We start from the raw sequence: 14,206 nt of genomic DNA on the forward strand, positions 1-14,206 counted from the left end.
GTCGGTGCGTGGTGCGGCGCCCCCGCCGCGGCCCGTGGGCTGCGGCGGGCTGCGGCCTCAGAGGGTCCAGCTGTGCAGCATGAAGGCGTTGTCGCGGCGGTGGATCAGGGTCAGGTCCAGCACGTCCAGCGGGTTGATCGGGATCACGCCCTCGATCAGGTTCTTCTCGCTGTGGCCGTAGAGCGCCTGCAGCGCGAAGCGGCAGGCGTAGACCTTGCCGCCTTCGGCGATGAACTTCTCGATCTGCTTGTTGAAGTTCAGGTGGCCGGGGAAGGCCTCGTCGCCGATCGTCGGGAAGCCGCGCTGCACCCCCAGCGTGACGCCGGGACCGTAGAGCAGCACCGAGGTCTCGAAGCCCTTGCGCAGCAGGCGCAGGGCCTGCAGCAGGTTGACCAGGCCGATCGAGCCTTCGAAGGCCACGGTGTGGAAGGTGACCAGGGCCTTCTCGCCCGGCTGGGCTTTCACGTCCTCGAAGACCTTCTCTTCGTAATCGACGAGGACATCGCCTTTCTGGCGCATCGGCAGGGTGACTTTGGGCATGGCGGCTCCGGGGAGGGGTGGGGGACGTTCGGGGCAGGAAGACGGGGGGCCGGCCCCGCGGGTCGGCCCGTCCCGCTTTGCATCGGCCGTGCCATGCCAAGGCCGCCGCAGCCGGCCGGCCTGCAATCAAGCCCCGATCAAGCCGCGGGCATGCGCCCAACTCCTTGCCGAAAAACTTTCGGGCGGACGGCGAGCTGCCGCCGCGGCTTCGAGGGCTTTGCGGGATTACCCGTAACCGGGCGGTCACCGGCATGAAGCCTCGCGATCAGGCGCACCGGCAGGTGGCACGGGACCGCACCGGCACGGGGGCCGATCTGCAATCAAGCCGCGCGATCAAGCCGCGCTGGTGCAGCCGGACAAGCTCCCGGGGCCGGCACGCGGCATGCAATCAAGTCGACATGCCGCTGCAATCAAGGACCGTCCCCGCATGAGCACGCTGCCCGCCCACTGGCGCCGCCGCCTGCAGCAGCCCGACCGCCCGGCCTACCTGATGCTGGCCGAGCTGATCGCCGAGGACGTGCGCAGCGGCCGACTCGTCGCCCGCGACCGCCTGCCCACGCTGCGCGAGCTGGCCCAGGCCACCGGCCTGAACTACACGACGGTCGCACGGGGCTATGCCGAGGCGCAGCGCCGCGGCCTGATCGATGCGCAGAGCGGACGCGGCAGCTATGTGCGTGGCAGCGCGCCCGCCCTGCCGCTGCGCGGCGGCGCGGCGATGACGATGAACCTGCCGCCCGAACCCGACGATCCGGCCCTGCTCGCGCGCATCCGCGAGGGCGCGCAGGCCGTGTTCGGCGAGGCCGACCTGCACGACCTGCTGCGCTACCAGGCCTTCGGCGGCAGTGCCGAGGACCGCGCGGCCGGGGCCGACTGGCTGGCCGGACAGCTGCCGGGCGTGACGGCCGAGCGCACCCTGGTCGCGCCGGGCATCCACAGCGTGCTCGTGGCGCTGATCTCGCAGTTCGCGCGGCCGGGGCAGCTGATCTGCGTGGAGTCGCTCGGCTACCCGGGGCTCAAGGCCATCGCGGCCCAGCTCGGCGTGCAGCTGCAGGCCCTGCCCTGCGACGAGGAGGGCCCGAGCGCGCTGGCCTTCGAACATGCCTGCAAGCACCTGCAGCCCCGCGCGCTCTACCTCAACCCGACGCTGCAGAACCCCTCGACGCTGACGATCAGCCGGGCCCGCCGCGAACTGCTCGCCGACCTGGCCCTGCACCACAGCGTGCCGATCATCGAGGACGAGGCCTACGCCATGCTGCCCGCCCGGCTCGAGCTGCCGGCCCTGTCCACCCTGGCCCCGGGCCTGAGCTGGTACGTGAGCGGCCTGTCGAAGTGCTTCGGTGCCGGCCTGCGCACGGCCTATGTGGCCGCGCCGAGCGTGCGCGAGGCCGAGCGCCTGGCCGGCACGCTGCGCGGCCTCTCGGTGATGGCCTCGCCGCTGAGCAATGCGCTGGCGACCCGCTGGCTGCGCGACGGCACCGCCGCGCGCATGCTGGAGGCCGTGCGCCAGATCGGTCGCGAGCGCCAGGCCCTGGCCCGCGAGCTGCTGGGGGCGGTGCTGCCCACCCACACCCAGGGTGCACCCGGCGGACCGCCCGGCCTGATCGCGCCGGAGGACGGCTTCCACGCCTGGCTGCGCCTGGGCCCGCCCTGGCAGCCCGTGGAGCTGGCCGCCTGGCTGCGCGACCAGGGCGTGGGCGCGGTCGCCAGCGTGGCCTTCTCCACCGACGGCGATCCGCCCGACGCCCTGCGCCTGTGCCTGGGCGGGCCGCAGTCGCATGCCGACTGCCGGGCCATGCTCGGCCGCCTGGCCGAGGCGCTGGACCACCCGCGGGCGGCCCAGGGCGCGGTGATGTAGGCCGCCGCCCCGGCGCCGGTGGCCCCGCGGGGGGGCCACCTACAATCCCGCGCTTTCCGCGCCCTGACCGTCACCGCCTCGTCGCGGACGGCTGCGGCGGCCGGCCGGGTCTGCCCGCGCCGGGGTGTCTTCCCGTCCCGCTCACCAAGGATCCACCCGTGTTCATTGCCCAAGCCTTTGCCCAGACCGCCCCCGCCGCCACGCCCGCCGGCGGCCCGGAGTCCAGCCTGCTGTCGATGCTGCCGCTGCTGCTGATGTTCGTGGTGCTGTACTTCGTGATGATCCGGCCGCAGATGAAGAAGCAGAAGGAGCACAAGGCCATGGTCGACGCGCTGGCCAAGGGCGACGAGGTGGTGACCGCGGGCGGCCTGCTGGGCCGCGTCAGCAAGCTCGGCGAGGCCTTCCTGCACGTGGAACTGGCCGACGGCGTCGAAGTCCAGATCCAGCGCAGCGCGGTGGTGCAGGTGCTGCCGAAGGGCACGCTGAAGTAAGCCGGGCCGGCCGGCTGCCGCCGGCTTCCGGGTCCGACCGCAAGGCCGCGGACGCCCGCCGGGCGCCGCGGCCTTGCCCCCAAGAAGAAGCCCCCCGACGGGGCCTGCGAGGATGAGGCAATGAACCGTTACCCCTGGTGGAAGTACGCGATCCTGGTGGTCGCGCTGATCGTCGGCCTGCTGTATGCCCTGCCCAATCTGTACGGCGAGGCGCCGGCGGTGCAGGTTTCCAGCGGCAAGGCCACGCTGAAGGTCACGGCCGAGCTGGTGCCGCGCGTCGAGGGCGCGCTGCGCGAGGCCGGGGCGGTGGCGGACTTCGTGCAGCTCGAAGGCAATTCGGTGCGGGCCCGCTTCGAGGACACCGACACCCAGATCAAGGCAAAGGATGCGATCGCCAAGGCCCTGAACCCCGATCCGGCCGATCCGGGCTACATCGTCGCGCTGAACCTGGTGAGCCGTTCGCCGGCCTGGCTGAGCAGCCTGCACGCGCTGCCGATGTACCTGGGCCTGGACCTGCGCGGCGGCGTGCACTTCCTGATGCAGGTCGACATGCCGGCCGCGCTGGACCGCCGCGTCGAGGCCCTGGGTGCGGACATGCGCACCGTGCTGCGCGACAAGAACATCCGCCATGCCGGCGTGAACCGCGAAGGTCGCCGCGTCGAGCTGCGCTTCCGCGACGCCGAGACGCGCGCCAAGGCCCGCGCCGTGCTGACCGAAGCCCTGCCCGACCTGAACTTCGCCGACGCCGAGGACGGCCGCGATGCCCTGCTGCGCGCGACGATCAAGCCCGAGGCCGCGCTGCGCCTGCAGGACCAGGCCCTGAAGCAGAACATCAACACCCTGCACAACCGGATCAACGAACTCGGCGTGGCCGAGCCGGTGATCCAGCAGCAGGGCGCCGACCGCGTCGTGGTGCAGCTGCCGGGCGTGCAGGACACCGCCAAGGCCAAGGACATCATCGGCCGCACCGCCACGCTGGAGGTGCGCATGGTCGACGACAGCCCCGAGGCCCTGGGCGGCCTGAACGGCGGCGTGCTGCCGCTGGGCACCGAGCGCTACCAAGACCGCAACGGCCAGCCCATCGTGGTGAAGAAGGCCGTGGTGCTGACCGGCGAGAACCTGACCGACGCCCAGCCCGGCTTCGACGGCCAGACCCAGGAACCGACCGTCAACCTGACGCTCGACGGCAAGGGCGCGCGCATCTTCCGCGACGTGACCCGCGAGAACGTCGGCAAGCGCATGGCCATCCTGCTGTTCGAGAAGGGCCGCGGCGAGGTGGTGACCGCCCCGGTGATCCGCGCCGAGATCGGCGGCGGCCGGGTGCAGATCAGCGGCCGCATGACCACGCAGGAAGCCAACGACACGGCCCTGCTGCTGCGCGCGGGTTCGCTGGCCGCGCCGATGGAGATCATCGAGGAACGCACCATCGGCCCGAGCCTGGGCGCCGAGAACATCAGCAAGGGCTTCCACAGCGTGATGTGGGGCTTTGCGGCCATCGCGGTCTTCATGTGCGCCTACTACATGCTGTTCGGCGTGTTCTCCTCGCTGGCGCTGGCGCTGAACCTGCTGCTGCTGACGGCCATCCTGTCGATGCTGCAGGCCACGCTGACGCTGCCCGGCATCGCCGCCATCGCCCTGACCCTGGGCATGGCGATCGACGCGAACGTGCTGATCAACGAGCGGGTCCGTGAGGAACTGCGCAATGGCGCGGCACCGCAGACGGCCATCCACCTGGGCTACGAGCGGGCCTTTGCGACCATCCTCGACTCGAACATCACCACGCTGATCGCGGGCGTCGCGCTGCTGGCCTTCGGCTCGGGCCCGGTGCGCGGCTTCGCGGTCGTGCACTGCCTGGGCATCCTGACCTCGATGTTCTCGGCGGTGCTGTTCTCGCGCGGCCTGGTCAACCTCTGGTACGGCCGCCAGAAGAAGCTGAAGTCGGTCTCGATCGGCCAGATCTGGAAGCCCGAGGCCGGCACGTCGTCGGTCCCGGCCCCGCGCGGCTGAGGCCGACCCGAAGCGCGATTCCCGCAAGGACATCCCATGGAGCTTTTCCGCATCCGCCGCGACATCCCGTTCATGCGCCATGCCCTGGTGCTGAACGCGATCTCCTTCCTCACCTTCCTCGCCGCGGTCTTCTTCATCGCCACCCGCGGCCTGCACCTGTCGATCGAGTTCACCGGCGGCACCGTGCTGGAGGTGGCCTACACCCAGAGCGCCGACATCGACAAGGTGCGCACCGCCGTCGAGGCCCAGAACCTCGGCGAGGTGCAGGTGCAGAACTTCGGCAGCTCGCGCGATGTGCTGATCCGCCTGCCGCTGCGCGGCGAGAGCAGCACCGCCGCGCAGCAGACCCTGGTCGACAAGGTCTTCGGCACGCTCTGCGCGGCCGAGTCCGGCACGGTCAGCCGGGTCGAGTCGGTCACCGCCCAGGGCGAACAGCTCAGCCGCCAGGTCTGCGCGAGCGGCGAGCGCGAACCGGTGTCGCTCAAGCGCAGCGAGTTCGTGGGGCCCTCGGTGGGCGCCGAGCTGGCCCGCGACGGCGCCATCGCCCTGGCCGTCACCATCGCCGGGATCATGATCTACCTGGCGCTGCGCTTCGAATGGAAGTTCGCGGTCGCCGGCATCATCGCCAACCTGCACGACGTGGTCATCATCCTGGGCTTCTTCGCCTTCTTCCAGTGGGAGTTCTCGCTCTCGGTGCTGGCGGCGGTGCTGGCGGTGCTGGGCTACTCGGTGAACGAGTCGGTGGTGATCTTCGACCGGGTGCGCGAGGCCTTCCGCAAGTTCCGCAAGCTCAACACGCCGCAGGTCATCGACCATGCGATCACCAGCACGATCAGCCGCACGATCATCACCCACGGATCGACCCAGATCATGGTGCTGTCGATGCTGATCTTCGGCGGCGCGACCCTGCACTACTTCGCGCTGGCGCTGACCATCGGCATCCTGTTCGGCATCTACTCCTCGGTCTTCGTGGCCGCGGCGATCGCGATGTACCTGGGCGTCAAGCGCGAGGACCTGATCAAGGCGCCGGTCCGCCGCGAAGGCGATCCGGACGATCCCAACGCCGGCGCGGTGGTCTGATCCCGCAGGCCCACCGGCGGCCCGGCGCGCGCGATGCGATCCGCAGGCACCGGCCCGGCCGACGCCGCCCCCCTGGCGCGGGAGGCCGCCCGAACCGCCTTGGTCCGGGCCTGGCGGGACGGCCTGGCGCCGACGCTGCGGGGCCTGATCGCGTCGGCGGACCAGCTGGCCGCCAGCCCCCAGCCGGCCCCCGAGCTGCGTCTGCGGCGCCAGCGTGCGGCAGCCGACCTGGCCGCCTGCCGCGACACCCTGGCCGGGCTGCTGGGCCGGGCGCTGGCCGATGACGCCGGAGACTCCGAGGCCCTGCCGCTGCTGCAGCTCGTCGAGGACGCGCGCGGCGACCGCGAGATCCTCGCCTCCCGCCTGGCCCGGGCCCTGAGCGAGGCCGCTGGCGAGGCCGGCCTGCGATGGCGCCAGGCGCTCCGGGCGAGAGACCTCGGGGACACGCTGGCCTCCGATCCGACCCAGCCACAGCCCCTGGCCCGTCAGCTGCTCGAACGCTGGCAGCGCGCCGACCTCGACCTCGGCCACTGGCGCACGCTGCAGGCCCTGCTGCACGGCCAGTTCGGCCGGCTCTACCGCCAGGCCCTGGCCGCCGGCCTGGCCGCGCTGGACCCGCTGGCCGACGCCTCCCCCGCGGCCGTCGACCCCGGCGCAGCGGCCCCTGCCGACGTCGAGGCCGACCCCGAGCGGCCCCTGCCGCCGCAGACCCGGCTGAAGCCGCCGCCCCGGCGGCTGCCGGCCAGCCCGGCCCTCCACGCCGCGATCGCGGAAGCCCAGCGCGAGACGCTGCTGCCGGTGGGCGAGGCCTGGACCCTGCCCGGCGCGCCGCTGTTCGACAGCCTGCACAGCCGCACCCTGGCCCTGAAAGCCGTGGCCGATCACCCCGACCAGCGCGCGACGATCGAGGGGGTCGCGCTGATGTTCCAGCACCTGCTGGCCGAGGCGCGCCTGCCGATCGGCGTGCGCCTGGGCCTGGCCCGCCTGCAGCTGCCGGTGCTGCGGATCGCCCTGGAGGAACCCGACATCTTCGCCGAGGCCCAGCACCCGGCACGGCGGCTGATCGACCGGCTCGGCGCCTGCGCGCTGGGCTTCGAGCCGGGCCCGCAGGCGGCCGATCCGGCGCTGGAGGCGGAGCTGCTGCGCATCGTGCAGCTGGTCGAGGCCTACCCCGACAGCGGCCGGCGCGTGTTCGAGGCGGCTCTCGCCGAGTTCGAAGGTTTCGTCACCCGCCGCATGCGCCTCCCCCCCGCCGGCGGCCCATCCGCCCTGCCGCTGGTGCAGCAGATGGAGGAGCGCGAGGCCCGGCTCATCCAGGCGACCGTGACGCTGCGCCGCGAGCTCGCCGGCGAGCGGCCGCCCCCCGCCCTGCGCGACTTCCTCTTCCATGTCTGGGCCGAGGTGCTGGCCGCCCGGGCGATGCAGGCCAAGCGATCGCTCGTGGCCACCGCGGCGCCGGCAGGGGATGAAGCCAGCGTCGTCGCCGAGCTGCTGTGGCTCTGCCACCCGAAGCGGGACCGCGAGGAACGTGCCGAGGCACTGCGCCGCCTGGCCCCGCTGATGCTGCACCTGCGCGCCGGCATGCGCGAAGCCGGCCTGGCGCCGCACCGGCAGGAAGAGCAGCTGCGCAGCCTGCAGGGCCTGCTTCATGCCGCCTTCTCGGCCTGCGAACCCGACGTCGACCCGGGGCTGCGGCTGGCCGGACTCGGCCGCCGCCTGGATGCACTGGAAGGCTTGAGCCCGGACCCGGATCGTCTCGCCCAGGACGCCCTGCTGGCCATCGAGCAGACCGAGGCCGACGAAGCCCCGCCGCTGCAGCTGATCCGCAGCGGCGGCCTGCCGCCCAGCGCCGCCACCCTGGCGCGCGTCGCGGAACTGGCCGTCGGCTCCTGGTTCCGCTGGCAGCCGGCCGGGGCGCCCCGCGAACTGCTGCAGCTGGCCTGGCTCGGCCGGCGCAAGCGCCTGGCCCTGCTGCTGGCGCGGGACGGCCGGGCCTGGCTCTTTCCGCTGCCGCGGCTGGCCGCGCACCTGCAGGCCGGCAGCCTGGAGGCCGCCCAGGCCGATCCGCTGAGCGCACAGGCATTGCGCGCGATCCGGGACCGGCTGAAGGCCGATCCGCAGGAGCCACGCTGAGGCGGCGCCCTGCCGCCCGGACTCAGTGGATCAGCCGATCCTCGTCGGCGACGAAGAGCTCGTCGAGGATGAGCGCATCGGGCTCTTCGCCCAGGCTCCAGAAGACCATCAGCACGATGATCTTCAGGTCTTCCAGCGGCAACGGGCCGCCGGGGATGGCCATCGCGCGGTCGATCACCATCTCGCGCATCGGCGGGCGCAGCACGCCGGCCGAGGCCAGGAAGCTGATGAAGCCGATCGAGGCTTCGCCGAGATGCTCGGATTCGGCGTCGGTGTAGACGCGCAGGCCCGAGCCGGGCGCGGCGTGCTCGGCCGAGTCGGCGGCGCCGGCCAGGCCTTCGAGCCAGTCCAGGGCCTCCTGGATTTCCTCGCGCTCGAAACCCACCGCGGAGAGCTTGCGCGAAAGCTGCCGGGGCTCGGGACAAGCGTCCGGCCGCCAGTAGTTTTCGTACAGGTAAACGAGCACATCGAACATGTTTTCGACCTTACCACAGGCGCTTTGATCGGCCGCGCGGGCGGGGCGCCGGCCCCTCGGGCGCGGCTCAGGCCCGGCCGCGGCGCTGGACGCGGCCGCCGCCCAGGCGGGCCAGTCGGCCGTCCAGCTCCAGCGCCAGTAACTGCACATTGAGGCTCGCGGCGTCCAGGCCGGTACGGGCGGCCAGGGTGTCGAGGTCGACCGGCTCGTGGCCGAGCGCGCGCAGGAGCGGGTCGGTCTCGTGCCCTTCAGCGGTGGGTTCGGCGACGGGTTCGGCGCCGGATGCGCCCGTGGCTTCGCCCGGCCCTGCGACCGGGCCCTCCGCCGTCGCGGCCTGCGGCACGGCGGCCGCCAGCCGCGCGGCAAGCGGCGCCCCCAGGGCCTCGAGCACGTCGTCGACCGTCTCGACGAGCTGCGCGCCCTGCTTGATCAGGCTGTGGCAGCCGCGCGACTGCGGGCTGTCGATGGAGCCGGGGATGGCCAGCACCTCGCGGCCGGCTTCGGCGGCCAGCCGGGCGGTGATCAGCGAGCCGGAGGCCAGCGCCGCCTCGACCACCAGCGTGCCCTGGCCCAGGCCGGCGATCAGCCGGTTGCGGCGCGGGAAATTGCCCGCCAGCGGCGGCGTGCCCAAGGGGTACTCGCTCAGCAGCAGGCCGTCGGCGACGATGCGCCGCGCCAGGGCCGCATGCGCGACCGGGTAGAGGCGGTCGATGCCGGTGCCGATCACGGCCACCGTGCCGGCGCCGCCGGTTGCGGCCAGGGCCCCCTCATGCGCCGCCGCGTCGATGCCGCGCGCCAGGCCGGAGACGATGAGCAGGCCGCGCGCCGCCAGCGCCTGGGCGAAGGCGCGGGCATGGTCGGCGCCGGCCGGGGTGGGATGGCGGCTGCCGACCACCGCCAGGGCAGGCCCGGCCAGCCGGTCCAGCGCACCCTCGGCATAGAGCCAGAGCGGCGGATCCGCCAGGCTGAGCAGGGCTTCCGGGTACTCGTGATCGCCCAGGGCCAGCAGATGGCGCTGCGGCGCGCCGGCCTGCCAGGCCTCGACGGCGGCCAGGCGCCGGGCCCAGGCCTCGGGCGCCTCGGCCGGCCGGGCCGGGGGGCCGACCACCGCCTGACGCTGCGCCTCGGGCAGGGCCTGCACCGCCTCGGGCCCGCCGAAGCGGCGCAGCAGGGCGCGCTGCGCGGCCGGGCGGTGGCCGCTGGATTCGACGAGCCAGAGCCAGGCCCGGCGCTCGGGCGACAGCGGCTGCGCTTGCGGCATGGCGTCTCCGCTCAAGGGGCCGTGAACCGGTCGCCGGGGCCCAGGGGGCCGTCGGATTCCAGCACCAGCGCATAGGCACTGCGCTCGAAGCTGCGCAGCACGAAGAGCAGACCGCGACGCTGGTCGGGCAGGCGCAGCGGGGCGACCGGTTCGACGGTGGCATCGCGCGCCAGGGCGCCGGCCCGCCAGACGGCCAGCACATGGCCATGCGCCAGGCCGTCGCGGCGGCCGCGGTTGAGGATGACGATCTGCTGCGCGCCGGCCATCAGCGCATCGCCCTGCACGCGCACCAGGCGGCCGCTGAGGGCCGGATCGGGCGCATGCGGCAGGTAGCTCGGCGATTCGGCCGGCGGACGCGGCAGCAGGCGGTCGCCGACCTGCGCCTCCTCGCGGCTGGCACCCAGGCGCAGGCGGGCCGGCACGGTCAGGCCATCGGGCGCGAGGCCGGCGGGCTGTTCGAGGCGCGCGTCGGCCACGAAACGGGCCTCGTGACCGAGCAGCTCGCCGGTCTCCGGGTCGTGCAGGGGCTGGGCGCGGCGGAAGATGCGCCAGTCGACCGTGCCCTCCAGCGGGCCCAGGGCATAGGCCGGGTCGCCACGGCCGAGCAGCATGCGGCCCTCGGGCGTGGCCACCAGGCGGGGCGCCTGCAGCAGGGCCTCGTCCTCGACGATCAGGGCCTCGTTCAGGAAGGCGGCGATCGAGCGCCAGGGCACGGCGCTCAGCGCGGGCTCGGCCGGGCCGGCGTCGCGAACGCGGGCGAGCACGCGCTCGACCGGCAGACCCTCCGCCGCCGGCTCGTCCGCGCCCAGCAGGCGCAGGCGGGCGCGGCCGTCAAGGCGCTCCAGCCGCAGGCGCTGGCCGGGATAGATCAGGTGCGGGTTGCGCACCGCCTCCAGGTTCATGCCCCACAGCTCGGGCCAGCGCCAGGGCGAGCGCAGGAAGAGCTGCGACAGGCCCCACAGCGTGTCGCCCGGCACCACCCGGTGCTCGTCGGGGGCATCGGGCGCCAGCTCGTCCAGCGGCACGCCGGCGGCGGCCACCTGCTCGGCCGTGCCGCGCTGCGCGGGCGTCACCGGCCAGGGCGGTGCGGCACCGGCCGGCAGGCCAGCCGCGCCCAGGCCGAGCAGCAGGACCAGGCCGCGCAGGGCGGGCCGGAAGGGGGGGCGGCTCGAGGGCATCACGGGGCTCCGGCGGCGAGCCCGCCCGGCCGCCAGGCGGGCGACAAGGCTTGGGCGAAAATAGGGACTTGGCCGACGATTCTGTCGGGCCCCGCCTCGCGCCAAACCCGAAAAAGGGGGGTGGCCGGGCCCCGGCCGCGCCGACCCCCGAACCGCCTGTCCGACCATGGCCCTGCTCCCCATCCTGCGCTACCCCGACCCCCGCCTGCACACCGTGGCCCGCCCGGTGGGAGCCGTGGATGCGCGCATCCGCCAGCTGGCCGCCGACATGTTCGAGACCATGTTCGCCGCCAAGGGCATCGGCCTGGCCGCGACCCAGGTCGACGTGCACGAGCAGCTGATCGTGATGGACGTGTCGGAAGCGCGGGACGAGCCGCTGGTGCTCATCAACCCCGAGCTGGTCGCGACCAGTGCCGAGCGCGCCGTGGGCGACGAAGGCTGTCTCTCGGTGCCGCAGATCTACGACAAGGTCGAGCGCTTCGAACGCGTGACCGTGCGCTTCCTCGACCTCGACGGCCAGACGCGCACCCTGGACGCCGAGGGCCTGCTGGCCATCTGCATCCAGCACGAGATGGACCACCTCAAGGGCAAGGTCTTCGTCGAATACCTCTCCCCGCTCAAGCGCAACCGCATCAAGAGCAAGCTGGCCAAGCGCAGCCGTGACGAGGCCGAGGCCTGATGCGCATCGCCTTCGCCGGCACCCCGGTCTTCGCCGCCCGGGCCCTGGAGGCCCTGCATGCCGCGGGACACACGGTCGCCCTGGTGCTGACCCAGCCCGACCGCCCGGCGGGCCGCGGCATGAAGCTGCAGCCCTCGCCGGTCAAGCAGTTCGCCCTGGCCCAGGGCCTGGCGCTGGCCCAGCCACAGGGCCTGAAGCTCGACGGCCGCTTTGCCGCCGAGGCCCAGGCCGCCCGGGCCGCACTGCAGGCCGCGGCGCCCGAGCTGATGGTGGTGGCCGCCTACGGCCTGATCCTGCCGGACTGGACGCTGAAGCTGCCGCCGCGCGGCTGCCTGAACATCCATGCCTCGCTGCTGCCGCGCTGGCGCGGCGCGGCGCCCATCCACCGCGCCATCGAGGCCGGGGATGCCGAGACCGGCACGACGATCATGCAGATGGATGCCGGCCTGGACACCGGCGACATGCTGCGGGTCGAGCGCCTGCCCATCGCCCCCGACGAGAGCACCGCCCACCTGCACGACCGGCTGGCTGCGCAGGGCGCGCGACTGATCGTCGAGGCCCTGGCCCAGCTGGACCGCGGCGAGCCGCTGCCCGCCACGCCCCAGCCGGCCGAAGGCTGCTGCTACGCCGCCAAGATCGACAAGGCCGAGGCGGCGATCGACTGGTCGCTGCCCGCCGCCACGCTGGCACGCCGGGTACGGGCCTTCGACCCGGCCCCGGGCGCGCACTTCACGCGGACGGCTTCCGAGGGCCGGACCGAGACGATCAAGCTCTGGCGCGCCCGGCCCGTGCCGGGCCAGGGCCAGCCCGGCGAGGTGCTGGCGCTCGATGCCCGGGCCGGCCTGCTGCAGGTGGCCTGCGGCGAAGGGGCCCTGCAGATCGAGGAACTGCAACGCCCGGGCGGCAAGCGCCTGCCGGCCCGCGAACTGCTGGCCGCCCTGGCCCTGCAGCCGGGCGAACGCCTGGGCGGCTGAGGCGGCCGCCGTTCAGCGGGAGCTCGGGCTCCGGCCCAGCGGGCCGAAGCAGGCGTCGAGGGAAGGGGTGACGCAGACGATGTGCTGGTCGCCCTCGGGCTTGAACTTCAGGTACATCTTGATCTCGCGGCCGCTGTCGTTCTGCCGCGATCCGGTGCAGTCCATGCCGCCATGGTCCTTGAGCACCGTCACCTGCAGGGTGTGGAAGCCGGTGGCGGCATCCAGCGGGCCCATGGCGTAGCGCATCTCGGTGCGCTCCTCGCCGCTCAGGATGAAGCCAAGGCCGTCGGGACGGTACTCGTAGACCTCGCGGCACTGGCCGGGATCGGTCCAGCGCCAGACCCCGGTCAGCGAGGGGGCCTCGATCCGGTCGGCGGGCAGGGCGAAAGCCAGGCCGGCGGCCAGGCTGGCCAGGGCCAGGAGGCCAAGCCGCAGGGGGGCAACAGAGGGCATCGGAATCTCCCGCAGGACCGGCCAGGATGGGCTGGAGGCAATCTAGCAGCGGGGCGACGCGGGGGCCCCGCCGCCGAGTGATTTGCCCCGGGAATGCTGCCCGGCCCGGGGTCGAGGCCGCCTTGCGCTCCGGCCGCGGCCCCTGGCTTGAACTCCCGGCCGCCGGCCGCATCTACCGCCGCACGGGTTCGCCCTTTGACGGGCCCGCCGAAAGGATCTCCACGATGTTCAACCTGATGAAGACCGCCATGCTGATGGCGGCCATCACCGCGCTGTTCATGGCCCTGGGCCAGATGATCGGCGGCAGCCAGGGCATGGTGCTCGCGCTGCTGGTCGCGATCGGGATGAATTTCTTCAGCTACTGGTTCTCCGACAAGATGGTCCTGCGCATGTACAACGCGCAGGAGGTCGACGAAGCCACGGCGCCACAGTTCTACCGCATGGTCGCCGAGCTGGCCCAGCGGGCCGAGCTGCCCATGCCCAAGGTCTACCTGATCCAGGAAGACGCGCCGAACGCCTTCGCCACCGGCCGCAATCCCGAGCATGCCGCGGTGGCCGCCACCACCGGCCTGCTGCGCATGCTCAGCGAGCGCGAGGTGCGCGGCGTGATGGCCCACGAGCTGGCCCACGTGAAGCACCGTGACATCCTGATCAGCACGGTCAGCGCCACCATGGCCGGTGCGATCTCGATGCTCGCCAACTTCGCCATGCTCTTCGGCGGGCGCGACAGCGAAGGCCGGCCGGCCAACCCGATCGCCAGCATCGCGGTCATGATCCTCGCGCCGCTGGCCGCCAGCCTGATCCAGATGGCGATCAGCCGGGCCCGCGAGTTCGAGGCCGACCGCGGCGGCGCCGAGATCTCCGGCGACCCGCTGGCCCTGGCCAGCGCACTCAACAAGATCGCCGGCCGCGCCGAGCAGATTCCGCTGGAGGCCGCCGAGCGCCACCCCGAGACCGCGCAGATGATGATCATGAACCCGCTGTCCGGCGGCGGGCTGCGCGGCCTGTTCTCCACCCACCCGGCGACCGAGGAGCGGGTCGCCCGGCTCGTCGCGCTGTCGCGCGACTGAGGCCGGACCG

The 14,206-nt window shown here is 73.3% G+C and carries 13 protein-coding genes; 8 read left to right on the forward strand and 5 right to left on the reverse strand.

Annotation, left to right across the window (positions count from 1 at the left end; all coding sequences use genetic code 11):
• Window positions 1-57: 57 nt before the first annotated feature.
• A complete protein-coding gene (locus tag H4F90_RS14100; protein WP_182665688.1) occupies window positions 58-540 on the reverse strand; it encodes an MSMEG_0572/Sll0783 family nitrogen starvation response protein in 483 nt (160 codons plus the stop codon).
• A gap of 427 nt (window positions 541-967) precedes the next feature.
• Here H4F90_RS14100 and H4F90_RS14105 point away from each other — a divergent pair, with 427 nt between their 5' ends.
• From H4F90_RS14105 to H4F90_RS14125, 5 genes are all read left to right on the forward strand, one after another.
• A complete protein-coding gene (locus tag H4F90_RS14105; protein WP_182665690.1) occupies window positions 968-2,395 on the forward strand; it encodes an aminotransferase-like domain-containing protein in 1,428 nt (475 codons plus the stop codon).
• 158 nt (window positions 2,396-2,553) lie between these two features.
• Window positions 2,554-2,886 carry a preprotein translocase subunit YajC gene (gene yajC, locus H4F90_RS14110; protein ID WP_182665692.1) on the forward strand — a complete coding sequence of 111 codons (333 nt, stop codon included), beginning with the start codon at window positions 2,554-2,556 and terminating at the stop codon, window positions 2,884-2,886.
• Between the two features lie 120 nt (window positions 2,887-3,006).
• Complete coding sequence (gene secD, locus H4F90_RS14115; RefSeq protein ID WP_182665694.1) at window positions 3,007-4,893, forward strand: protein translocase subunit SecD; 1,887 nt, start codon at window positions 3,007-3,009, stop codon at window positions 4,891-4,893.
• A gap of 36 nt (window positions 4,894-4,929) precedes the next feature.
• Window positions 4,930-5,973 carry a protein translocase subunit SecF gene (secF, locus tag H4F90_RS14120; RefSeq protein ID WP_182665696.1) on the forward strand — a complete coding sequence of 348 codons (1,044 nt, stop codon included), beginning with the start codon at window positions 4,930-4,932 and terminating at the stop codon, window positions 5,971-5,973.
• Between the two features lie 33 nt (window positions 5,974-6,006).
• The gene (locus H4F90_RS14125; protein WP_182665698.1) at window positions 6,007-8,106 is read left to right on the forward strand and encodes a DUF1631 family protein; all 2,100 of its coding nucleotides are present in this window, start codon (window positions 6,007-6,009) and stop codon (window positions 8,104-8,106) included.
• A gap of 22 nt (window positions 8,107-8,128) precedes the next feature.
• Here the strand turns inward: H4F90_RS14125 and H4F90_RS14130 are convergent, their stop codons facing one another.
• The 3 genes from H4F90_RS14130 to H4F90_RS14140 form a co-directional block, all read right to left on the reverse strand.
• A complete protein-coding gene (locus H4F90_RS14130) occupies window positions 8,129-8,581 on the reverse strand; it encodes a DUF494 family protein (protein ID WP_182665700.1) in 453 nt (150 codons plus the stop codon).
• Window positions 8,582-8,648: 67 nt separating this feature from the next.
• Window positions 8,649-9,842 carry a DNA-processing protein DprA gene (gene dprA, locus H4F90_RS14135; protein ID WP_182665701.1) on the reverse strand — a complete coding sequence of 398 codons (1,194 nt, stop codon included), beginning with the start codon at window positions 9,840-9,842 and terminating at the stop codon, window positions 8,649-8,651.
• Between the two features lie 11 nt (window positions 9,843-9,853).
• A complete protein-coding gene (locus H4F90_RS14140; protein WP_182665703.1) occupies window positions 9,854-11,020 on the reverse strand; it encodes a LysM peptidoglycan-binding domain-containing protein in 1,167 nt (388 codons plus the stop codon).
• A 166-nt stretch (window positions 11,021-11,186) separates the two neighbouring features.
• Between H4F90_RS14140 and def the strand changes: the two genes are divergently transcribed.
• Together def and fmt are read left to right on the forward strand one after the other, a co-directional pair.
• Window positions 11,187-11,699 carry a peptide deformylase gene (gene def, locus H4F90_RS14145; protein ID WP_182665705.1) on the forward strand — a complete coding sequence of 171 codons (513 nt, stop codon included), beginning with the start codon at window positions 11,187-11,189 and terminating at the stop codon, window positions 11,697-11,699.
• Window positions 11,699-12,673 (forward strand): methionyl-tRNA formyltransferase, encoded by a 975-nt coding sequence (gene fmt, locus H4F90_RS14150; protein ID WP_182665706.1) that lies wholly within the window; start codon window positions 11,699-11,701, stop codon window positions 12,671-12,673. Before def ends, fmt begins: the two co-directional genes overlap by 1 nt.
• Window positions 12,674-12,685: 12 nt before the next feature.
• Here fmt and H4F90_RS14155 read toward each other — a convergent pair whose 3' ends face one another.
• Window positions 12,686-13,126: a hypothetical protein gene (locus tag H4F90_RS14155; protein ID WP_182665709.1), complete on the reverse strand. Its 441-nt coding sequence runs from the start codon at window positions 13,124-13,126 to the stop codon at window positions 12,686-12,688.
• Between the two features lie 224 nt (window positions 13,127-13,350).
• Here H4F90_RS14155 and htpX point away from each other — a divergent pair, with 224 nt between their 5' ends.
• Window positions 13,351-14,196 (forward strand): zinc metalloprotease HtpX, encoded by an 846-nt coding sequence (htpX, locus tag H4F90_RS14160; protein ID WP_182665711.1) that lies wholly within the window; start codon window positions 13,351-13,353, stop codon window positions 14,194-14,196.
• Window positions 14,197-14,206 lie beyond the last annotated feature (10 nt).

The sequence above is a fragment of the Aquariibacter albus genome (assembly GCF_014145335.1).
GTDB lineage: Bacteria > Pseudomonadota > Gammaproteobacteria > Burkholderiales > Burkholderiaceae_C > Aquariibacter > Aquariibacter albus.

Excerpts from the sequence above, each read along its gene's own strand:
- def (WP_182665705.1), top strand. The coding sequence starts at position 11,187 with ATGGCCCTGCTCCCCATCCTGCGCTACCCCGACCCCCGCCTGCACACC.
- H4F90_RS14105 (WP_182665690.1), top strand. The coding sequence starts at position 968 with ATGAGCACGCTGCCCGCCCACTGGCGCCGCCGCCTGCAGCAGCCCGAC.
- secF (WP_182665696.1), top strand. The coding sequence starts at position 4,930 with ATGGAGCTTTTCCGCATCCGCCGCGACATCCCGTTCATGCGCCATGCC.
- H4F90_RS14155 (WP_182665709.1), bottom strand. The coding sequence starts at position 13,126 with ATGCCCTCTGTTGCCCCCCTGCGGCTTGGCCTCCTGGCCCTGGCCAGC.
- htpX (WP_182665711.1), top strand. The coding sequence starts at position 13,351 with ATGTTCAACCTGATGAAGACCGCCATGCTGATGGCGGCCATCACCGCG.
- secD (WP_182665694.1), top strand. The coding sequence starts at position 3,007 with ATGAACCGTTACCCCTGGTGGAAGTACGCGATCCTGGTGGTCGCGCTG.
- H4F90_RS14100 (WP_182665688.1), bottom strand. The coding sequence starts at position 540 with ATGCCCAAAGTCACCCTGCCGATGCGCCAGAAAGGCGATGTCCTCGTC.
- H4F90_RS14140 (WP_182665703.1), bottom strand. The coding sequence starts at position 11,020 with ATGCCCTCGAGCCGCCCCCCCTTCCGGCCCGCCCTGCGCGGCCTGGTC.
- H4F90_RS14130 (WP_182665700.1), bottom strand. The coding sequence starts at position 8,581 with ATGTTCGATGTGCTCGTTTACCTGTACGAAAACTACTGGCGGCCGGAC.
- dprA (WP_182665701.1), bottom strand. The coding sequence starts at position 9,842 with ATGCCGCAAGCGCAGCCGCTGTCGCCCGAGCGCCGGGCCTGGCTCTGG.
- fmt (WP_182665706.1), top strand. The coding sequence starts at position 11,699 with ATGCGCATCGCCTTCGCCGGCACCCCGGTCTTCGCCGCCCGGGCCCTG.
- H4F90_RS14125 (WP_182665698.1), top strand. The coding sequence starts at position 6,007 with ATGCGATCCGCAGGCACCGGCCCGGCCGACGCCGCCCCCCTGGCGCGG.